The sequence below is a fragment of the Thalassococcus sp. S3 genome (assembly GCF_004216475.1).
Taxonomy (GTDB): domain Bacteria; phylum Pseudomonadota; class Alphaproteobacteria; order Rhodobacterales; family Rhodobacteraceae.
The window spans coordinates 1,493,028-1,513,289 of the sequence record NZ_CP022303.1; the positions used below are offsets into that span (position 1 = coordinate 1,493,028).

The 20,262-nt window shown below is 63.4% G+C and carries 22 protein-coding genes; 4 read left to right on the forward strand and 18 right to left on the reverse strand.

The window, feature by feature from the left end; all coding sequences use genetic code 11:
* Position 1 precedes the first annotated feature (1 nt).
* Positions 2-682 carry an SOS response-associated peptidase gene (locus CFI11_RS07495; protein WP_130404592.1) on the forward strand — a complete coding sequence of 227 codons (681 nt, stop codon included), beginning with the start codon at positions 2-4 and terminating at the stop codon, positions 680-682.
* Positions 683-705: 23 nt separating this feature from the next.
* Here the strand turns inward: CFI11_RS07495 and CFI11_RS07500 are convergent, their stop codons facing one another.
* The 9 genes from CFI11_RS07500 to CFI11_RS07540 all read right to left on the reverse strand — a co-directional run bounded on the left by CFI11_RS07500 (position 706) and on the right by CFI11_RS07540 (position 8,830).
* Complete coding sequence (locus tag CFI11_RS07500) at positions 706-1,167, reverse strand: MarR family winged helix-turn-helix transcriptional regulator (protein ID WP_130404594.1); 462 nt, start codon at positions 1,165-1,167, stop codon at positions 706-708.
* Positions 1,168-1,245: 78 nt separating this feature from the next.
* Positions 1,246-2,019: a LamB/YcsF family protein gene (locus CFI11_RS07505; RefSeq protein ID WP_130404596.1), complete on the reverse strand. Its 774-nt coding sequence runs from the start codon at positions 2,017-2,019 to the stop codon at positions 1,246-1,248.
* Positions 2,016-3,017 (reverse strand): biotin-dependent carboxyltransferase family protein, encoded by a 1,002-nt coding sequence (locus tag CFI11_RS07510; RefSeq protein ID WP_130404598.1) that lies wholly within the window; start codon positions 3,015-3,017, stop codon positions 2,016-2,018. The genes CFI11_RS07505 and CFI11_RS07510 overlap by 4 nt, the downstream gene beginning before the upstream one ends.
* Complete coding sequence (locus tag CFI11_RS07515) at positions 3,014-3,760, reverse strand: allophanate hydrolase subunit 1 (protein ID WP_130404600.1); 747 nt, start codon at positions 3,758-3,760, stop codon at positions 3,014-3,016. The genes CFI11_RS07510 and CFI11_RS07515 overlap by 4 nt, the downstream gene beginning before the upstream one ends.
* On the reverse strand, positions 3,747-4,646 hold the full coding sequence (locus tag CFI11_RS07520) for a hypothetical protein (RefSeq protein WP_130404601.1): 900 nt from the start codon (positions 4,644-4,646) through the stop codon (positions 3,747-3,749). The genes CFI11_RS07515 and CFI11_RS07520 overlap by 14 nt, the downstream gene beginning before the upstream one ends.
* Before the next feature lie 6 nt (positions 4,647-4,652).
* Positions 4,653-5,963 carry a TRAP transporter large permease gene (locus tag CFI11_RS07525; RefSeq protein ID WP_130404603.1) on the reverse strand — a complete coding sequence of 437 codons (1,311 nt, stop codon included), beginning with the start codon at positions 5,961-5,963 and terminating at the stop codon, positions 4,653-4,655.
* Between the two features lie 3 nt (positions 5,964-5,966).
* The gene (locus CFI11_RS07530; RefSeq protein WP_130404605.1) at positions 5,967-6,491 is read right to left on the reverse strand and encodes a TRAP transporter small permease; all 525 of its coding nucleotides are present in this window, start codon (positions 6,489-6,491) and stop codon (positions 5,967-5,969) included.
* A gap of 64 nt (positions 6,492-6,555) precedes the next feature.
* The gene (locus CFI11_RS07535; RefSeq protein WP_130404607.1) at positions 6,556-7,530 is read right to left on the reverse strand and encodes a TRAP transporter substrate-binding protein; all 975 of its coding nucleotides are present in this window, start codon (positions 7,528-7,530) and stop codon (positions 6,556-6,558) included.
* Between the two features lie 52 nt (positions 7,531-7,582).
* A complete protein-coding gene (locus CFI11_RS07540; RefSeq protein ID WP_130404609.1) occupies positions 7,583-8,830 on the reverse strand; it encodes an FAD-binding oxidoreductase in 1,248 nt (415 codons plus the stop codon).
* A gap of 121 nt (positions 8,831-8,951) precedes the next feature.
* On the opposite strand from CFI11_RS07540, the gene CFI11_RS07545 reads away from it, so the two are divergent.
* Positions 8,952-9,458, forward strand: coding sequence for a winged helix DNA-binding protein (locus CFI11_RS07545; RefSeq protein WP_130404611.1), 507 nt, complete (start codon positions 8,952-8,954; stop codon positions 9,456-9,458).
* Positions 9,459-9,736: 278 nt separating this feature from the next.
* Here the strand turns inward: CFI11_RS07545 and CFI11_RS07550 are convergent, their stop codons facing one another.
* Positions 9,737-9,943 (reverse strand): hypothetical protein, encoded by a 207-nt coding sequence (locus CFI11_RS07550; protein WP_130404613.1) that lies wholly within the window; start codon positions 9,941-9,943, stop codon positions 9,737-9,739.
* Positions 9,944-9,999: 56 nt separating this feature from the next.
* On the opposite strand from CFI11_RS07550, the gene CFI11_RS07555 reads away from it, so the two are divergent.
* Positions 10,000-10,722 (forward strand): aspartate/glutamate racemase family protein, encoded by a 723-nt coding sequence (locus tag CFI11_RS07555; protein ID WP_130404615.1) that lies wholly within the window; start codon positions 10,000-10,002, stop codon positions 10,720-10,722.
* A gap of 63 nt (positions 10,723-10,785) precedes the next feature.
* Positions 10,786-11,811, forward strand: a complete 1,026-nt coding sequence (locus CFI11_RS07560; RefSeq protein ID WP_130404617.1) for an ABC transporter ATP-binding protein — start codon at positions 10,786-10,788, stop codon at positions 11,809-11,811.
* 7 nt (positions 11,812-11,818) lie between these two features.
* On the opposite strand, the gene CFI11_RS07565 is transcribed toward CFI11_RS07560, so the two are convergent.
* The 8 genes from CFI11_RS07565 to CFI11_RS07600 form a co-directional block, all read right to left on the reverse strand.
* Positions 11,819-13,522 carry an iron ABC transporter permease gene (locus tag CFI11_RS07565; RefSeq protein ID WP_130404619.1) on the reverse strand — a complete coding sequence of 568 codons (1,704 nt, stop codon included), beginning with the start codon at positions 13,520-13,522 and terminating at the stop codon, positions 11,819-11,821.
* A gap of 9 nt (positions 13,523-13,531) precedes the next feature.
* Positions 13,532-14,509: an ABC transporter substrate-binding protein gene (locus tag CFI11_RS07570; protein WP_130404621.1), complete on the reverse strand. Its 978-nt coding sequence runs from the start codon at positions 14,507-14,509 to the stop codon at positions 13,532-13,534.
* An 88-nt stretch (positions 14,510-14,597) separates the two neighbouring features.
* Entirely contained in the window at positions 14,598-16,097 is a 1,500-nt protein-coding gene (glpK, locus tag CFI11_RS07575) for a glycerol kinase GlpK (RefSeq protein ID WP_130404623.1), read from the reverse strand.
* A gap of 3 nt (positions 16,098-16,100) precedes the next feature.
* On the reverse strand, positions 16,101-16,379 hold the full coding sequence (locus CFI11_RS07580; RefSeq protein WP_130404625.1) for a DUF2160 domain-containing protein: 279 nt from the start codon (positions 16,377-16,379) through the stop codon (positions 16,101-16,103).
* Positions 16,379-17,176 carry a carbohydrate ABC transporter permease gene (locus CFI11_RS07585; RefSeq protein ID WP_130404627.1) on the reverse strand — a complete coding sequence of 266 codons (798 nt, stop codon included), beginning with the start codon at positions 17,174-17,176 and terminating at the stop codon, positions 16,379-16,381. The genes CFI11_RS07580 and CFI11_RS07585 overlap by 1 nt, the downstream gene beginning before the upstream one ends.
* Entirely contained in the window at positions 17,173-18,033 is an 861-nt protein-coding gene (locus tag CFI11_RS07590; protein WP_130404629.1) for a carbohydrate ABC transporter permease, read from the reverse strand. Before CFI11_RS07590 ends, CFI11_RS07585 begins: the two co-directional genes overlap by 4 nt.
* Positions 18,030-19,103 carry an ABC transporter ATP-binding protein gene (locus CFI11_RS07595; protein ID WP_130404631.1) on the reverse strand — a complete coding sequence of 358 codons (1,074 nt, stop codon included), beginning with the start codon at positions 19,101-19,103 and terminating at the stop codon, positions 18,030-18,032. The genes CFI11_RS07590 and CFI11_RS07595 overlap by 4 nt, the downstream gene beginning before the upstream one ends.
* Positions 19,096-20,178, reverse strand: coding sequence for an ABC transporter ATP-binding protein (locus CFI11_RS07600; protein ID WP_130404633.1), 1,083 nt, complete (start codon positions 20,176-20,178; stop codon positions 19,096-19,098). Before CFI11_RS07600 ends, CFI11_RS07595 begins: the two co-directional genes overlap by 8 nt.
* Between the last annotated feature and the right edge of the window lie 84 nt (positions 20,179-20,262).

The window sequence follows — 20,262 nt, forward strand, 5'->3', positions numbered from 1 at the left end:
TATGTGCGGACGCTTTGTCCTGACACTGCCGCAGGATGCGATTGCACGGCTCTTCGATGCACGTCCGGTGAACGATCTGCCGGACGTGCCAAATTATAACATCTGCCCGACAAATCCGGTGCATTTTATCCGGACCGGTCCTGATGGCCGGCAGATTGCGAGCCTCCGCTGGGGCTTCCTGCCCCATTGGTACAAGAGCCCCACCGACGGCCCGCTCTTGATCAATGCACGCGCGGAGACGATTGCGGAAAAGCCCGCCTTTCGGGAGGCCTGCCGTCAACGGCGCGGGCTGATCGTGGCCTCAGGGTTCTACGAATGGACCAAGGATGCCGAGGATAACCGCTTGCCATGGTATTTCCGCCGCAGCGACGGCGCGCCGATTGCCTTCGCCGCGGTCTGGCAAAGCTGGGGCCGCGACGAGGCCCGGCAGGAGACCTGCGCGATTGTCACGACCGCAGCTAACATGAAACTCGAAGGGTTACACCACCGGATGCCCCTGATCCTGGAGCCCGAGGACTGGGCGCTCTGGCTCGGGGAGCAGGGCAAGGGCGCGGCCCGGCTGATGGTGCCGGGGAAAGAGCATGTGCTGGAATTCTTCCGGGTCGGTACGAAGGTAAACTCGAACCGGGCAGAGGGGCCGGACCTGATTGAACCTTTGGAAGATGAGGATGAGCTTGGGTAGCGGGCGGCGGGGTGAACCCCGCCCTACAGTTTATCGGACCCTGTCTTGATTGGTTTCAGCGGGGCGCGGCTTTTGTCATTACCCGCCATTGTGACCTTGTCGAGGAGGGTCACGAACGTTTCCCGCTCCGCCTTTGTCAGGCCTGCGATGATGTCATTCTGAAAACCCAGAACGAGCGGGCGGGCTTGGGTCAGCAGGTCCCTGCCGTCCTGTGTGATCTCTAGCGCCTTCGCGCGCCTGTCATGGGGTGCTGTCTTGCGAGCGATCAGGCCGCGGTCTTCCAGACGGTCGATCACCTTGCCCAGCGTCGCCCGGTCATACGCAATAAGTCCCGCCACGCGGGCCTGATCCGCGCCGGGATGCGCCTCCACCGCCGAAAGGGCCGCGAATTGCACAGGGGTCAGGGTCAGCCCGGCCTCCGCCATCCGCTCGGCGAAAAGCGCCACGGAAATCTGGTTCAGCCGCCGGATCAGGTGGCCGGGCATGGCGTGGATGTCCAAAGGCGCCTCCGCTTGGTAAGTCCGCTTATCGCGCCTGCCGTTACCCTGTCCGGACGACGGAATTCAACCCTTGCGGCCTGAGAACGTTTTCACCTCGACCCCGCTGTCGGTCAGGCAAGTGCGGACGGAACGGGCAATCCCGACCGCAGTCGGCGTGTCGCCATGCAGACAGATCGTGTCGATGGCTGTGGGGATACGCTTGCCCGCCGCAGTGACGATGGCGCCTTCCTGCACCATCTCGACGACGCGGGGGCCCGCGACCTTGGGGTCGTGGATCACGGCGCCCGGCAGGCTGCGGTCGACCAGCGTGCCGTCGTCGTTATAGGCCCGGTCGGCAAAGATCTCCCCGGCCCAGGCACAGCCAAGGGCGCGGACTGCTCGTTCCTGCGCGGTGGCGGCGAGGACCATGATGATGATGTCGGGATCGACCGACAGAGCCGCCTCGTAGCAGAGCCGCGCCATCTCTTCGTCTTCGGAGCACATATTGGCCAGCGCACCGTGCAGTTTCAGGTGCCGCACCTCTGTGCCCAGAGCGCGGGCCATACCCAGAGAGGCGGAGAGCTGGTAACGCACGAGGTTCTGCAACGTCTCGGCGGGTAGGGTCAGGCGGCGGCGTCCGAACCCCTGCAGATCGGCAAAGCCCGGATGGGAGCCGATGCCCACGCCATTCTCTGCCGCGAGACGCATTGTCGCTGCCATCACATCGGGGTCGCCGGCATGCATTCCGCAGGCGATATTGGCAGAGGTGACGATTTTCAGAAGCGACGCGTCGTCGCCCATGTTCCACGGGCCAAAGCTTTCGCCCATATCGGCGTTCAGATCGACGGATGTGGTCATGCGGGCTCTCCTTCAAAGCCGGATACGGCGCCGCTGATGAGCTGATAGCTCAAAAGGTCTTGCATCTCGGCGGGGTTGCGGATCAGGGGGCGGGGCTTCGGCGCATAGGCGGCAAAGCGGCGATGGGCGTCGAGCGCTTCGTCACGGGTGACGAAGCGGAACGTGAGCGGTGCGCCTAAAGGCGCCTGCGCGACACGCGGCAGGTCGCAGGGCAGGACCGTGCCGATCCGGGGATAGCCGCCGGTGGTCTGGCAATCGGGCAACAGCACATAGGGCGCACCGTCGCCGGTCATCTGGATGTCGCCGGGCATGATGATTTCCGACAGGATATTGAGTTGTCCCTCGGCGGTGAAACCATCCCCCTCGAAATCGAGCGCCACACCCATCCGGTTGGCCCGCGCGCTGCGGGTGAAGCGGGTGGCAGTGAAGCGGTCGAGTACATCTTGCGGGAAAAGGTCGGTCTGCATCGACGGCACGATGCGGATCTCACCGCCTTCAAAGCGGGGGGTCACGTCGATCGTCAGGCCCAAGGGCCCGCCGGGATCGGGAAGGAGCGGGAGCGTCTCGCCCGCCTGCAACGCCCGCCCCAAACGCGCGGTCAGATGCGTGGCGCGGGCGCCAAGGATTTCTTCGGTGCGAAAGCCACCTGCGACGTGCAGATAGCCATAGACGCCTTTGCGGGCCGAACCGATGGTCAGGCGCTGGCCCGCTTTCAGAGCGTGAGAGGCGTTCCAGGCGAGGGCGGTGCCGTCACACGTCGCGTCCATCATGGCGCCGGTCAGGGCGATGCGCGTGTCGGTCTGCGCCTCGAACACGCCCCCGGTGCCTGCCATCTCCAAGGCAGAGCAGTCGGGGCATTGACCCAGAAGGGCCGCGCCTTCGGTTAAAGCCATCAGATCAGCGGCGCCACCCCGCGACAGGCCGACAGAGAGATAGCCGGGACGACCCAGATCCTGAACGGTCACGGCGGGGCCGATCTGATGGATGAGCAGGCTCATATCTCCAACGGCTCCGTCGTGGCCCCGCCATCTCCGGTCGTGTCGTAGGATCGGATCTCCTCCAGCTCCTCGGGACGGATGGCGCGGAACTGAACGGCGTCGCCGGGGCTAAGCGCAAAGGGCGTATCGCTGCTGGGTCGGTAGCCTTTGAACGCGGTCTGACCGACATGTCGCCAGCCGGTCGGGGCTGAGGTGGCAAAGAGCACGAATTGCCGGATCGCGAGCACCAGCGCGCCTTCGGGCACCGACGATGTAATCGCGCTCTGCCTTGGGATATCCCATGCCGGATCAAGCTGGCCCAGATAGGGCTGTCCGGGCGCAAAGCCGAGGGTCAGTACGCGAGGGCGGGCGGCGGTGAGTTGGCGGATGGCGTCGGCCTCTGACATCCCCGCAATCTTCGCGGCATCGCCCAGTTGCGGCGCCAGATCGGTGCCGAAGACGCACGGGATGGTCCAAAGGCGGCAGCCTGCCGGGTAGGGCGCGGCCATCCAGTCGCGCTCTGCCAAAAGCGCGCGAAGGCGCGTGCGCAGATCGCTCTCATCTATGCCGAGGGGATCGTAACTCAGGAAGGTGGAGGTGAGGGTGGAGGATGTCTCCTCTACCTCCGCCCACCCCTCGGCGTCGATGGCGGCGCGAAAGGCGATGGCGGCGCGGTTGGCCTCTTCGCTCAGCCGTTCGGCAAAGGTCACCAGAAGGCCCGACAGGCCAACGGAGCGGATGAGGGGGGCGTCAGCTTGGGGCATAGAAGCGTTTCAACAGAAGCGGCGTAAGGTACATGGGGATTTGGTAGCAGCCGATGAAGATGAGAAGCGGATCGGTGGTCTCAGGCGGCAGCGCGACGAGAAAGAGCGCGACATTGCGGTTCCCGGCGACGAGGCTGAGCGGCACGTCGCCACTGCGCAGATAGGTGAGGATCTGCAGACCGAAATTCACCGCAAAAGCTGCGGCCAGCCAGCCGAGGAGCGCCAGGGGGTCATCCCGCAGTGCCGGACCGATGGCTGACATCAGGGCGATGACGATGATCGCGATTGCGATGGCGGTGACCCCGTCCAGCGCCCGGCGCGGGCGCTCCCGCAGGTTAGGCATCGCCCAGTGGCGTAGGGCGAAGGCGAGGCCGGTAGCCAGAGCAATGACCACGAGCAGGCGACCGGAGGCTTGCAGCCCGGCAAGCGGATCGCCGAGGCCCGGCATCAGCCAGAAGATCGGCAGAACGGTCAGGGGCAGGATCGCAGTCCCGACGATGAGCATCCGCAAGGCGGGCGCCGGGTCATGGCCCATCATGATCGCGAAATTCGGCGCGCCTGTGACCGAGGGGGCCGAGAGCAGGAGCACGATGACCAGGGCAAGCGGGCTCGCCCCTATGAGCAGCGCACCACTAAGCGCGATCAAGGGCAAGGCGAGTTGTAGGCCCAGTACACGCGCCAAGCTGCGGCGCACGGCGCCCAGGCTTTCGACCGCATCCCGCGGACCGATGCGGAAGGCGGTGAAGGCCAACAGCAGGGCGACCAGTTCCGGTAGAAACGGGCGCAGGGCAAGGGCAAGGTCGGGTAGGGTGAGACCGGCGAGCAGCCCCAGCACAAGGCAGCTTCGCCCGTAATCCGCAACCCGGCCCAGAAGGTCGAGGATCATGGCGGATTAACTCGGCCCCCCGCGGATATTCTCCGGCAGCCATGTGGCGATGCCGGGGAAGGCGATCAGCACGAAGACCATCAGCACCATGATCAGGAACATCGGAAAGGCGGCGCGGGTGATGAAGCCCATCTCATGCCGGGTCATGCCCTGCAGGACGAACAGGTTGAAGCCGATGGGCGGCGTGATCTGCGCCATCTCGATGACAACGACAACGAAAATGCCAAACCAGATGAGATCGATGCCCGCCTCGCGCACCATCGGCTCGACCACGGCCATGGTCAGCACGATGGCGCTGATCCCGTCAAGGAACATGCCGAGGATAATGTAGAAGACCAGAAGGGCCATCAGCAGTTGGAACTGCGTCAGCTCCCACCCCGCGATCAGGTTTGCGAGGCCGCGCGGAATGCCGGTAAAACCCATCGACAGCGACAGAAAGGCCGCGCCGGCGAGGATCAGCGCGATCATGGCCGAGGTGCGCGTGGCCCCCATCAGGCTTTCGGTGAACGTCGACCAGCTGAGCGAGCCTTGGGACGCCGCCAGGATCAGCGCGCCGATCACACCGAAGGCGGCAGCCTCGGTCGCGGTGGCATAGCCCAGATACATCGACCCGATCACCAGCAGGATCAGCATGAAGACCGGGATCAGGAAGCGAGAATTTGCCAGACGTTGGCCAAGGCTCATCGGCGGCTCGGCATCCGGGTTCCACTTGGCCGACACGCGCGACATGATCGCGACATAGGCCATGAACATGCCGGCCAGAATGATGCCGGGGAAGACACCTGCAAAGAACAACTCCGAGATGCTTTCATTGGTTGTCACGCCGTAGACGATCAGAGCAAGGGACGGCGGGATCATCAGGCCCAAAGTGGCCGCACCCGCCAGCGTGCCGATCACCATCGGTTCGGGGTAGTTGCGGCGGCGTAGCTCCGGGATCGACATTTTGCCGACTGTGGTCAGCGTCGCCGCCGAGGAGCCGGAGACGGCCGCAAAAACGGTGCAGCCGACGATGTTGGTGTGCACAAGCCCGCCGGGCAGCGGGGCCATCCAGGGGGCGAGGCCGCGGAACATGTCTTCTGACAAGCGGGTGCGATAGAGGATCTCTCCCATCCAGATAAAGAGCGGCAAGGCGGTCAGTGTCCAAGACGACGAGGTGGTCCAGATCGTGGTGATCATCACGTCGCCCACGGGACGCGTGGTGAAAAGCTCCATGCCGACCCAGGCCACGCCCATCAGCGCAAGACCGACCCAGACGCCGGAACCCAGCAGGAGGAACAGAACGAAGAGAAAGAGGATGATGATCGAGGCGTCTTCCATGGTCTATTCTCCGAAGCTCTGATCGACAATGTCGCGCTTGACCCGGTGATCGCCCTTCAGGATCAGTTGGATCAGGTGGTCGGTGAGCGCGATGGCGAAGATCACCGCACCGATCAGCACGGCGGTCTGGGGGATCCAAAGCGGCGTGCGGTCCTGACCCTGGCTGATGTCGTTGAATTTCCACGACCAGTAGACGAAGCGCTGACAGTAATAGACGAAGTACCACATCACCGCTGCCCCGGTGCCGAAACAGAAGATCTCCAGCACCCGCTTGGCGCGGGGACCCAAAGCGTTCAGCACCAGCGAGACACGGATATGCGCGCCCCGGTTCAGCGCATTGGCGAAGGCCAGGAAACTGGCGGCGGCCATGGCATAGCCAGCGTAATCGGGCGCGCCGGGAAAGACCTCGCCCGTCCAGCGGGCGACCATCTGGACCACGATCAGCGACAGGATCGTCACCAGGCATAGGGCTGCGGCCACGCCGCTGAGCATGTAAAGGCCGTCCAGGCCGGATCGCAGGGCGCGCATCTGGTCCTCCATGTCGGGAAAAGGGGCAGGGATCGGGCGCGCAATGGCGCCCGGATCCAAGGGTTTACTGAGCGGCCTTGAACGCGTCGATGATGGCCGCGCCATCCTCGCCTGCCGCTTCAAGCCATTCGGCGGTCATCGTCTCGCCAATGGCCTGCAACTCGGCCGTCAGACCGTCGCTTGCCGGGCCGACAGTCATGCCACCTGCGGCCAGACCCTCGACGGTAAAGCCGGTATATTCCCGCGCGCGCCAATTGCCTGCATATTCGGCCAGTTCCGCGCAGCCGGTAATCACGGCCTTGTTCGCGTCAGAGGTGCCCTCCCACGTATCGGAGTTCACCATCACGTAATTGCGCGGCAACCAGGCGTTCACTTCGTAGAAATAGCTCAGGCTTTCCCAGACCTTGCGGTCATATCCGGTGGCCCCTGACGACACCATCGCCTCGGCCACGCCGGTGGCGAAGGCTTGGCTGATCTCAGCGGCTTCCACGGTCACCGGCAGCATGCCGGTCAGTTCCGCCAGACGTGCGGTCGCGTTGTTGTAGGAGCGGAACTTGATCCCCTCCATATCCGCGACCGAGGTGACCTCATCCTTGAAATAAAGCCCCTGCGGCGGCCACGGAACAGCGTAAAGCAGGGTCAGGTTCTGATCGGCGAGGATCTCTTCGATCTTGGGCTTGGCGGCCTCATAAAGCTTGGCGCTGTCCTCGAAGGAGGTGGCCAGGAACGGCACGGAGTCGAATCCAAAAACAGCGTTTTCGTTCTGGTGACCCGACAGCAGCCGCTCTCCGATCGGAACCTGCCCGGTCTGGATCGCCCGCTTGATCTGCGCGCCCGGGAAGAGCGAGCCTGAGGGATGTGTCACGATTTCGATCTCGCCGCCCGTGCCGGTGGTCACGCATTTGGCAAACTCCGCGCCGACGGCTGAGTGGTAGTTCGACGCCGAATAAGCCATGGGCATGTCCCAGGTCTCGGCCATGGCGGGCGCCGCGACGGCGGTCAGCGCCGTGGCTGCCAGCAGGTTGGTGAATGTTTTCATAGTTGAAGTCTCCCTGTTTGGAAAATGGGTCTGATGCCCGTTGGTGATGAGGTTAAGCCGCGGCAAAGCGTGACGGCGCATAGGGGGTCAGGTCAATGTTCGGACGCGCTCCGGTGATGATCTGCGACAAAAGCCGCCCGGTTTTCGGGCCGCCGGTCAGGCCCACGTGATGATGGCCAAAGCCCATGAAGGCCCCTTTCAGATCCGGCGCGGGTCCGATCACGGGGATCGAGTCGGTGGGTGCGGGGCGGTGCCCCATCCATTGCGTTTGCTCTTTCCAGGTCAGCCCCGGCAGCGCGCGTTTGACTTGCCGGAGCAGCAGGTCGAACGGGGCCTGTGCGGGTGCTGCATCAAGCCCGCCAAACTCAACGATGCCTGCCAGGCGCAGCCGGCCGTCCATCGGGGTGGCGACGAATTTGCCCTCGGCGATCATCAGCGGCGCGCGGGGCATGAACGAGGGCTCCCAAAGTTCCAGGTGATACCCGCGCTCGGTCTCCAGTGGGATAGAGACGCCGAGTTGCCGGGCCAGGGCCTTGGACCAGATCCCCGCGGTCAACGCGAGGTCGGTGCAGGGGATCGTTTCGCCGGCGGCACGCAATCCGGTGACTGCGCCGTTTTCCTGCAGAATGTCCGTCACTTCGGCTTGCAAAACACGCCCGCCCTGCGCTTCGAAATGCGCGGCGAGATCTTTCACATATTGGCCGGGATCGGTGATGCGTCCATGCCCGCCCAGACGAACGGCAAACTCAAAATGCGATGCAAGGTTGGGATCGTAGGCGGAAAGGGCCGGTGCTGTCAGCTCGTCCCAGCGAAACCCGTTTTGTTTGCGAATGTCCCATCCAAAGGCGTCAGCGGCAAATCCGGCCCTGTCCTTGTAGACGTAGAGGTAGTCGCAAGGGGTGATCCAGCGGTTGGCCCGGGTTCCTGCGGCAAGCGCTTGATGATCGGCAAGGCTGTCGCCGATGACGGGTGTGAGGGCCGAGGCGATGCGCGAGACGTCCCGGTCAGTGGCGTGCCGCAGATAGGGCACAAGCCAGGGCAGCAACCGGGGTAGGTAGGGCCATTTCAGAAACAGTGGCTGGTCGGGATCCATCAGCATTCGCGGCGCCTTGCGCAGCAGGCCCGGCACCGTCACCGGCACCACCGCGCAGGAGGCGAGCACGCCGCCATTACCAAAGCTTGTCCCTTCACCCGGGCCCGCCCGGTCAATAAGCGTCACCCGAATGCCGTCACGCTGCAGCCACAGCGCGGTCGAGACGCCGACAATACCGGCACCGATGACGGCGACATGCCGTGTCATGATGTGGTGCCCGGTTGCAAATCGACGTCTCCGCAAGTGATTCTCTTGCGTCAATTCTGCGCGAAGCGTAGAATACGTCAACAAAATGTTAACAATTTGTGTTTGAATGGAGGTCATCTGCATGTCCAGCAGGCCAATTGTGTCCTCGGCACACCTTGCTGCGGGCTCCATGCCGGAAGTGTCTGAAATGGAATTCGGGCTGATTATCGCAGGCAATGCGTTCAACAGATGGGTTGTCCGCGCCATGGCGGCAGCCGGTCAGCCCGAGCTTTCGGCGCTTGAAGTGCTTGTGCTTCACACGGTACGCCACAAGGATCGGCCCAAGAAGCTTGCCGATATCTGCCTGGTGCTGAACGTCGAGGATACGCACACGGTCAATTACGCTATCAAGAAGCTGACCCAGCAGGGGCTTGTGCGGCAGGGACGTCAGGGCAAGGAAAAGACCGTCGAAGCGACCGAAAAAGGGGCGGAGGCCTGCCGCAAGTATCGCGACATCCGAGAGATGCTTTTGCTCGATGCCGTTGGCGAGTTGGGGTTGGAGCCCGAGCAGATCAGCAAGCTCTCGACCCTTTTGCGGCTGATGTCCGGGCAGTACGATCAGGCGGCGCGGGCTGCGACCGCCTATTGAGCGTCTTCGACTAAAACACCGATCCGGGTTTTAAGATATCGACGCGTTGCGGCCTCGAACCCCTCGGGCCAGGGCACTCGTTTGGCGCACACACAGCGCTTGCGCGCGAGGAAAGAACATGTCGGCAATGCCCACACGGGCTGCAATCATGCTGGCGCGATCGGGGGGCACCACAGGCAGCCGGTTCAAAACTGCAGGCTGTTCAGCGGTCAGATCACGCCGCAGATGAAGGGCACCGCCTGATGGAGAGGCGTCCGGCTCCATCTTCATAAGCGAGATCACATCATCACCGCGCACAGCGTTTCGGTCACGTCTTTCCAATGCGCGGCAACCCCGTCAAATGCTTCGGGTGTGCAGGGGCCGATAAGGTCCATGTCACTGATCTCGTCCCCGGTCTCCTGCGCCAGACCGCGCGAGCTGTGCAAATGCCAGAATATGCATGCAAAATCGTCTATCGCCCGCGCACCGCCGGCCAAACCGGACATTATATGTGGCGTGTATAGGCCCCGCATGTCATCGTTAACACTGGGAGATAGTGGAATTGCGGGTACCTGGGGGAAAATCGGTCTACGGCGCATCCGTCGGCATCTTGATGCTCGACGCGCAATTCCCACGTATTCCCGGCGACATCGGAAATGCCCAAACCTGGGACTTTCCGGTTCTCTACCGCATCGTACATGATGCCTCCCCCGAACGTGTCGTGGGGCAGAAGGCGGAAGGGCTCTTGCCGGCCTTCATCGCGGCGGCGCAGGAAATGGTCAGCGAGGGGGCGGACGGGATCACGACAACCTGCGGTTTTCTGTCGATCTTCCAGACAGAGATTGCCAAGGCGGTGAATGTCCCCGTGGCAACGTCCTCTCTGATGCAGGTGCCTTTGGTCAATCGCCTTTTGCCCCCCGGGAAACGATGCGCGGTGCTGACAATTTCCGCTTCTGCGCTGACGCCCGAACATCTGATCGCTGCAGACGTCCCGCTTGAAACACCGGTGGGTACGACCGAAGGCGGGATGACATTTACACGATCGATCCTGGGCGACGCCTACCACATGGATGTCGAGGCCGCGCGCGCCGACAACGTCGCCGCCGCGGAAGCTTTATTGCAGACGCACCCCGAAACGGGTGCCATCGTGCTGGAATGCACCAACATGGCGCCCTACGCGGCGGACATTTCCCGCGCGACCGGAGTGCCTGTTTTTTCGATGGTCAGCTTCGTGGAATGGTTTCAGTCCGGCCTGATGCCAAAGGCATATCCTCTGCACGGTTGACCGAAACAGGCGAATCCGCCCATGGGTCGGCACGAAAGGCAGCAGCCAGGCGGAGCCGCGATCATGAGCATTTCTGTGCAGCGCCTGACCAAGCGATTTGGTCAGGCGGCGGCGGTTGACGACATTTCGTTCGATGTCGCCGAGAATGAGTTTTTTGCCATCGTTGGTGCATCCGGCTGCGGGAAATCAACGCTGCTGCGTCTGATTGCCGGGCTCGAAGAGCCGACGGAGGGTCGCATCGCGTTGGAAGGTCAGGTCGTCTCGGATCCCGAGACCTTCATACCGCCAGAAGCGCGGCAGGTTGGGTTTGTTTTTCAGTCCTATGCGCTCTGGCCGCATCTCACGGTGGCCGGCAATGTGGCGTTCCCGGCAGAGGCCCAAGGAGCCGGAAAGCAGGAGGCCGCCGCGCGCGCGGCGGAGCACTTGCGCACGGTGTCGCTGGAAGACTACGCGGATCGCCGGCCCGAGGCGCTGTCGGGCGGGCAACGGCAGCGTGTGGCGCTCGCGCGTTGTCTTGCGGGCGGGGCGCGGACGATCCTGATGGACGAACCACTTGCCAACCTCGACCCGCATCTGCGCCACGTGATGGAGGCGGAGTTGCGTGCGTTTCACCGCCGTACCGGGACAACGACAGTCTACATCACGCACGACCAGCGCGAGGCGATGGCGCTGGCAGACCGGATGGCGGTGATGCAGCAGGGGCGGTTTCTGCAGGTCGGCACACCGCACGAGATTTATGATCGCCCCGCCACCGCCGATGTGGCCCGGTTCATCGGACGAGGGACGATTTTGCCCGTCGACCTGCAAGAGGGCGCAGTTCGCGTGAATGGATCAATCCTTCCGCTCAGGGCAGAGCGTGAGGGGCGAGGGCATCTGTTTGTGCGGCCCGCACAGTTGGATGTGACATCCCCCGAGGGCGCGCATCTGATAGGCCAGGTCCAGGATGTGCTTTATCGTGGCGGCATATGGGAGGCGCGTATCGTGTCCGACGCCGCGACCGATCCGGTCGAGGTTGACCTGCACCGGCCCGTCGGCATCGGAGAGCGGATAGGACTGAACGTGCGAACCGGCTGGCTTCTGCCCGGCTGAGCGCCGCTCAAAACCGCCAGGGGACAACCCCGCGCGGCGCGTGTCGTCCGAACCGGTCCAGCGCGGCCATCAGTGCGATCGTGGCAAGCACGGTGACCGCCGACATCGCAGCCGCAAGTGTCGTGTACCCTCCATCCTCGTAGTTGAAGATCGTCGTGCCGATGGTCTCGTTCCCCGTCGACCACAGGAGCGCCGACACCGTGACCTCGTTATAAGCCGTCAGGAACACGAGGATCGCGCCGGACGCTGCCGCGGGCGCGATCAGCGGGGCAAAGGCCTTGCGCATGCGGAAGCCGAACCCGGCACCGGCCACACGCGCGGCTTCGTCAAGGGCAGGATCCAGTTGCATGTAAGAGGCGCTGATCGGTTTCAAAGCGATGGAGAAAAAGGCGCAGATATAGGCCAGATAGATGATGCCCAGCGTCCCATAGATCGACACGCCGATCAGGGGCAGGGGGCGAATAAAGGCGAGGATGAAGGCGATGGAGATGACAAGGCCCGGAATGGCATAAGTCATCTCGGCCAAGGTCGCGAGACCCGTTCCGATGCGGCGCGGGCCCGGGGTGGGCGCGGCGATGTAGCGTGCAAGGAACACGCCGATCCCGGCGATGGTCAGCGCTGCAAAACCTGCGACGAGGCCGGAATTCAGGAATGCGCGGATGGTGACGGATTGGCGGAAGAGGACTTCGGCAAAGTTGTCAAAGGTCAGCGTTTCAGCAGTCAGTGGCAGGCCATAGGTGGTCACCAATGCGGTCGCGAAGAGGGCGGTGACGGGCAGAACCAGCGTCAGCACGATCACAAGGATCAGCCCGCCCTCCACCCAAGGGCGTGCAGACCCAAGGCGGAGGTCGAGCGGCGGCTGCGGCGGGCCGATCAGCCGATTACGGGCGCGCTGCATCAGGGTCATCTGAAGCGCCACGATGACAATCGCCACACCGGCGAGGATCGCGGCGATCACCGCAACATCGGTAAGCACCTGCGGACCAAAGCTTGCCAGCCGTCGCCAGATCAGGACCGGTAAGGTGATGTAACGCGCAGGGATGCCGAGCAGTGCGGGAATGCCGAAATTGCCAAGGGCCGAGACGAAGGCCAGCGCGAAGGAGGCGATGAGGGTCGGCGCCAGCAACGGCAGAATGATGCGGCGAAGCAGTCGGGCGGAGCCTGCGCCCGCGATCCGCGCGGCATCGCTCAACTCGCGAGGGAGGGAGCGCAGGGCGGCGAGCACCACCAGAAAGACCATCGGCATGTGCTGGATGCCGAGCAGAAAGATCACGCCTTCGCGGGAGTATAGCGGATGTGTGGAACCGATCTCGGGCGCGATGCCAAGCGTCTTCAGGATGGGGCTCGACGGTCCCATCGCCTGCACCCAGGCGATGGCGGTCACATGGGGCGGGATCATCATCGGGATCAGCAGCAGAAAGGTGATGACAGCCTTGCCGCGCACATCCGTCAAACCAATCATTAGGGCGGCGGCAGTGCCCGCAATCAGCGAAATCAGCGCCGATAGCGCGCTGCTTTCAAGCGACGCCCAAAGCGCGCGGGGCACCGACCGGCTGTCGAGCGCGTCGAGAACCGGCCCGAGGCTGAACGCACCGTCATCGGTCAGCCCGACACGCGCCAGCAAGCCCAAAGGGAAGACAAAGAGCCAAAGGGCGATGACAATGAGAACGGCGAGGGTCAGACCCTCGCCGCTGCGCAAGTATCGGATCATGAGGGCAGGTTAGCCGCCGAAGATGTCGATGAAACGCTCTTTGTTGGCCTGATCGTCGGCCAGCGCCTGGGCCGGGTCGAAGTCCAGCAGCTTGATCTCGTCCCGTGCGGGGAAGCCTTCGGGCGGCTTGATCGCGGGATGGGCCGGCAGATAGCCCATATCGGCGGCCAGTTGCTGGCCCTCGGGCGAGATCAGGAAATCGACAAAGGCCTTGGCGGCGTCGGGGTTCTGGGCCGTGGACAGGATCGCCACCGGCTCGGTCACCGCCGAGACGCCTTCCTCGGGGAAGACAAAGGCCACGGGCGCGCCCTTGGCCATTTCGCGGATCGGCAGGAAATCGACGACGAAGCCGTAAAGCTTCTCACCGCCGGCGATGGCTTTGTAGGTGCCGCCATTGCCGCCCTGCGGGTTGGCGCCCTGATCGGCGAGGGCTTCGTAGAAGTCCCAGCCCAGATCGGGATGCGAGGTGATCGCGGCCATATGGATCGTCGCCGCCCCCGACGTCAGCGGGGAGGGCATGGCCAGCTTGTCCTTGGCCTCCTCCCCCAGGAGATCGGCATAGGAGGTTGGCACCATCGGTGCGGCGGTGTTGTAAACGATGCCGGTTGTGATCAGCTTGGTGGAGAAATAATGCCCTTCGGGATCCATCAGCGCGGGGTCGTAGGCGGAGGTATCGGCCTCTGCATAGGGCATCAGGCGCCCTTCGGCTTCCAGCCCTTCCATTGTCACCATGTCGGCGATCAGCAGCACGTCGGGCTGCGGTGCGCCCGCTTCAAATTCGGCGCGCAGCTTCGCCATCACCTTGGTGGTTCCGTCGCGGATCCATTCGACCTCGACATCCGGATGTTTGGCGGTGAAGGCATCGACGGTGCGCTGTGCGTCAGCATTGGGTTGCGACGTGTAGAGCACCAGCTTGCCCGATACATCCGCCGCAAAAGAAGCAGTGGCCAGCAGCGTCGCTGCCAGCGAAGTCATCAAAAGTCGCATATGGAACACCCCTTGGTTCGCTTATCAGCGAGGGGATATCAGCCATATGTGACAGAAACCCGACAGACCGCATCGGGTTTGTAACAACTCAGACCGAAAGCGTCGCGGCCACCGCTTTTTTCCACCGGGCATAGCGTGCGTCGCGGGTGGCGGCCTCCATGGCCGGTTCAAACCGGCGGTCGCGCGACCAGCTTGCCTCGAACCCCGCCTGATCGGGCAGAAGCCCTGCCTTCATCCCCGCCAGCCACGCCGCACCCAGCGCGGTCGTTTCAAGGTTGGTGGGCCGGTCCACCGGCGCGCCGATGATGTCGGCGAGAAACTGCATGGTGAATTCCGAGGCTGACATGCCACCATCGACGCGCAACACCGCGTCCGATCCTGCGCCCTGCCAATCGGCATGCATCGCCTCCATCAGATCGCGCGTCTGAAAGCCCACGCTTTCCAGCGCAGCGCGCGCCATTTCAGCCGGGCCGGTGCCGCGCGAGAGGCCGTATACCGCGCCGCGGCAATCGGGGTTCCAGTAGGGCGCGCCCAGGCCGGTGAAGGCGGGGACAAGGATGATGTCCTGCCCGTCATCGGCGGTCTCGGCCAGTCCCTGCGTCTGACCGGCGTCGCGGATCAGGCCCAGCCCGTCACGCAGCCATTGCACGACCGCGCCGGCAACGAAGATCGACCCTTCCAGCGCGTATGTGGGTTTGCCGTCCAACTGGTATGCCACCGTGGTCAGCAGCCGGTTGGTCGAGAAAACAGGCGCGTCCCCGGTGTTCAAAAGCGCAAAGCACCCGGTCCCATAGGTCGACTTCATCATGCCGGGCTGAAAGCAGGCCTGACCCACGGTCGCGGCCTGCTGATCGCCCGCGACGCCCAGGATCGGGATCCCCGCGCCGGAGAAGAGATCGGCGCGCGTCTCACCGAAGGCCGCAGCACTGTCCTTGACCTCTGGCAGCATGGCTTCGGGGATGTCGAAGAGCGCCAGCAGATCGGCGTCCCAGCACCCCTCGGTGATGTTGTAGAGCATCGTACGCGCGGCGTTGGTGGCGTCGGTCACATAGGCCTCGCCTCCGGTCAGGCGCCAGATCAGGTAGGTGTCGACCGTCCCGAAGAGAAGCTCCCCCTTCGCAGCCCGTGAGCGGGCGCCCTCCACATGATCGAGGATCCATTTCAGCTTGGTGGCCGAGAAATAGGGGTCGAGCAACAGGCCGGTCTTGGCGGTCACCATCTCCTCGTGACCGTCGGCCTTCAGCCCCGCGCAATAGTCGGCCGTGCGCCGGTCCTGCCAGACGATGGCGTTATAAATGGCCTGCCCGGTCTCCTTGTCCCAGACCACGGTGGTTTCCCGCTGGTTGGTGATGCCGATGGCCGCGATATCGGACGAGGATGCGTGTGCCCGCTCGATCGCCGCACGACACATCGCAGCAGTGGAGGCCCAGATGTCTTCGGGATCATGCTCCACCCAGCCGGGGCGGGGAAAGTGCTGCGGAAACTCCTCCTGTGCCGTGGCGCGCATGGCTAGCCCGTCGTCAAAGAGGATCGCACGGCTCGACGTCGTGCCCTGGTCAATCGCCAGGATCAAACCGGATTTCGCCATGCCTTACACCTTCCAGAAACAGAACCCGCCCCATGCGATGGCCAGCCCCAGCGGCGCCCAAAGGGGCGTGCCGAAGAGGCCAAGCCAGCCGAGGAAGATATAAGCCGAGCCTAGCAGCGTGATAAAGAGCCGGTCGCCCCGCGTCGTCGTCAGCCCCAGCACGCCGCGCCGCTCATCCCCCCCGGGACGGCGGATTTCCAGCACTGCCATCAGCGCGATGGAGGCGAAGATGAAGACAAAGAATGCGGCGGTGGGCCAGGTCCAGGCCATCCAGGACAGCATCACACCCTCCCCAGGGCAAAGCCCTTGGCAATGTAGTTGCGGACGAAATAGATCACGATGGCCCCCGGAACGATGGTCAACACGCCCGCCGCCGCCAGCAGCCCCAGCTCGTATCCGGCGCTGGAGGCCGTGCGGGTCATCACGGCGGCAATGGGTTTGGCCTCTACCGCCGAGAGGGTTTTTGCCAATAGCAGTTCCACCCACGAGAACATGAAGCAGAAGAAGGCCGCGACCCCGATCCCCGCCTTGATGGTGGGCATGAAGATCTTGAAGAAAAAGGCGGGGAAGGAATAGCCGTCGACATAGGCGGTCTCGTCCACCTCCTTTGGCACGCCCGACATGAACCCTTCGAGGATCCAGACCGCCAGCGGAATGTTGAAAAGGCAATGGGCCAGCGCGATGGCCAGATGCGTGTCAAAGATGCCTACCGCCGAATAGAGCTGAAAGAAGGGGAGGGCAAAGACCGCAGCCGGGGCCATCCGGTTGGTCAGCAGCCAAAAGAAAAGATGCTTGTCCCCGAGAAACCGGTAGCGGGAGAAGGCATAGGCTGCAGGCAGGGCAGCCGCCAGAGAGATCACCGTGTTCAAAGACACGTATATGATCGAGTTGATATAGCCCCAGTACCAGGTCGGGTCGGTCAGGATCGTGCGGTAGCTCTCGAACGTCCAGACCTGCGGGAAGAGGGAAAAGCCCCCGAGGATCTCGTTGGTGGTCTTGAAGCTCATCGCGACCAGCCAGTAGATCGGCAGCATCAGGAAGAGGATGTAGATAATGGGAACCAGCGCGCGGGGTTTCATTGCTCGTCCTTCGTCATGATGGTGTAGAAGAGCCAGCTCACCAGGAGCGTGAAGGCGAAATAGATCAGCGACATCGCGGCTGCGTTGCCGAGGTCGAATTGGCCAAGCGCCACCTTCACAAGGTCAATCGACAGCAGCGTGGTGGAATTGCCGGGGCCGCCGCCTGTCAGCACGAAAGGCTCGGTATAGATATTGAAGCTGTCCATGAAGCGCAGAAGGATCGCGATGGTCAGCACCCGTTTCATCTTGGGCAACTGAATATAGCGGAAGACCGACCAGTTGGAGGCGCCGTCGATCTTGGCCGCCTGATAATAGGCGTCCGGTATCGACACGAGCCCGGCATAGGCCAAGAGCACCACCAGAGAGGTCCAGTGCCAGACATCCATCACGATGATGGTGATCCAGGCCGCAAGCGGGCTTTGCGTCATGTTGTAGTCGATGCCGACCACGTTGTTCAGGAAATAGCCCAGCAGGCCGATATCGGGCAGGGTGAAGATGTTCCACATCGCGCCCACCACATTCCACGGGATCAGCAGCGGCAGCGCCATGAGGACCAGACAGACCGACACCCACACCCCCTTGCGCGGCATGGCCAGCGCAATGGCCACGCCCAGCGGGATCTCGATCAGAAGGATCGTGCCGGTAAAGAGAAGCTGACGCCCCAGCGCGTCATGGAACCGTTCGGAGCGCAGGACGTCCTGAAACCAGCCCACGCCGTGCCAGAAAAAGAGGTTGTCGCCAAAGGTTTCCTGCAGCGAGTAGTTCACCACCGTCATCAGCGGAATCAGCGCGTTGAAGGCCACGAGTGCAAGAACCGGCAGAACGAAAAGCCAGGCACGTTGATTTTCGGTTTTCATGAGCGGGCCTCCGTTGCGATCCAGCCATCGGCATAGACGCGGGTGCGGGCGGGATCGAAGGCGAGGTGGACCTCGGCGCCCTGTTCGGGCGCTTGCCCTTCGACGATGGCGCTGACGGCGGTGTCACCGGCCATGGCCTCGACCACGATATGCCGTCCGATATCGGCGGCCTTGCGCACGGTTGCGGGAATGCCGGTCTCGGCCAGACGCACGAATTCCGGGCGCACACCGATCTCCGTCTTGCCGCCGGTTTTGGTCACCGGGCCTTCAAGTGCTACGGGCGCTCCACGGAACGATGCGCTGCCATCCGAGACGTCGCACGGCAGGATATTCATTCCGGGTGAGCCGATGAAATGGCCGACAAAGGTATGTTGCGGACGCTCGAAGAGCTCGACCGGTGTGCCGATCTGCACGATCACGCCGTCCTGCATCACCACGACCTGATCGGCGAAAGTCAGTGCCTCGGTTTGGTCATGGGTGACGTAGATCATCGTCACCGCGATCTTCTGGTGAAGCTCTTTCAGTTTCGAGCGGAGTTTCCATTTCAGCGCGGGGTCGATCACCGTCAGCGGCTCGTCGAACATGATCACGTTCACGTCGTCGCGGACAAGGCCCCGTCCCATGGAGATCTTCTGTTTGTTGTCCGGCGTCAGGTTCGAGGCACGCGTGTCCAGGCGGTCGTCGAGCTCCAGCATGGCGGCGATCTCGCGCACGCGGGTATCGACGCGGGCCGCCTCCACGCCGCGATTGCGCAGCGGGAAGGCCAGATTGTCGTAGACCGTCATCGTGTCGTAGATGACCGGGAACTGGAACACCTGCGCGATGTTGCGCTGGTCGGGGGGCAGGGTGGTGACGTCCTGCCCATCAAAGAGCACGCGGCCATCGGACGGCGTCAGCAGACCGGAGATGATGTTGAGCAAGGTGGACTTGCCGCAGCCCGACGGGCCGAGCAGCGCATAGGCGCCGCCGTCTTTCCAGTCGAGGTTTATCTCCTTCAGCGCGTAGTCATCGGGACTTTTCGGATTGGCCCCATATGCGTGGCGCAGATGGTCGAGCGTGATCTTAGCCATGGGCAGCCCCCCGCGCGGCGAGCGCGCCGTTTGCGTCAAAATAGTAGCAATGGGCCGGGACCATGTGGAACACATGCGCCTCGCCCACCTCGTAGGGATGGATACCTGCCGACAGCGACACCCAGCTTTGCGCGCCGATCTCGAAATGCGCGATGCTTTCGGACCCGCTGAGCTCGGTGATCTGCACCTGCCCTTCCACCGAGATCGACGGCTCGCTAGGCGGGGTCGGGGTGACGTGATGCGGGCGGATGCCGACGGTGTAACTTCCATCGGCAAGCGCGGCGGCTTCGCCCATCACCGGCCAGGTCAGCCGGTCGCCCAGCCGCATCTCCGCTCCCGCCTTGGTGACCTGCGCAAGGTTCATCGGCGGGTCCGAAAAGACAGCGGCGGAATTGAGGTTGGCGGGCGCGCGGTAGATCTGGGCCGTGGGGCCGAATTGTGTGACGCGGCCCTCATGCATTAGTGCGGTATGGCCACCCAGCAATAGGGCCTCCGTCGGCTCGGAAGTCGCGTAGACGACCACCGTGCCGCGCCCGGCGAGGAGTTCGGGCAATTGCTCCCGCAACTCCTCCCGCAGCTTGTAGTCGAGGTTGGCCAGCGGCTCGTCCAGAAAGATCGCGCGGCTTTCCTTGACGATGGCGCGTGCCAGCGCGCAGCGTTGTTGCTGACCGCCCGACAGCTCTTGCGGGCGGCGCTGCAGCATCGGGCCCAGTTGCAGGATGTTCGCCGCCTCTTCGACGCGGCCCGCGATTTCGGATTTCGGCACGCCTGCGACCCTAAGGGGCGAGGCGATGTTCTCGAAGACGGTCATATGGGGGTAGTTCACGAAGAACTGGTGCACGAGGGAGATGTTGCGCTTTTGCGGGTTCATGCCGGTGACGTTCTCGCCATCGACCCAGACCTCGCCCGTGGTAGGCTTCTCCAGTCCGGCGAGCAGCTTGATCAGCGTGCTTTTGCCTGCGCTTGTCGCGCCCAGCAGGATGTTGAAACCGCCAGGGTCCAGCGACAGGGTCGTGTCGTAGATATGCGTCTCCGCCCCGACCCGTTTGGTGACGTTCCTCAGTTCCAGTGCCATCTCTACCCCTCGGAGCCCGCGTGCGGCCCGGCCATGACTTGGCTATTGTTCTTGCTTGAAAAGAGCCGGGGCGCAGGCTTGCGC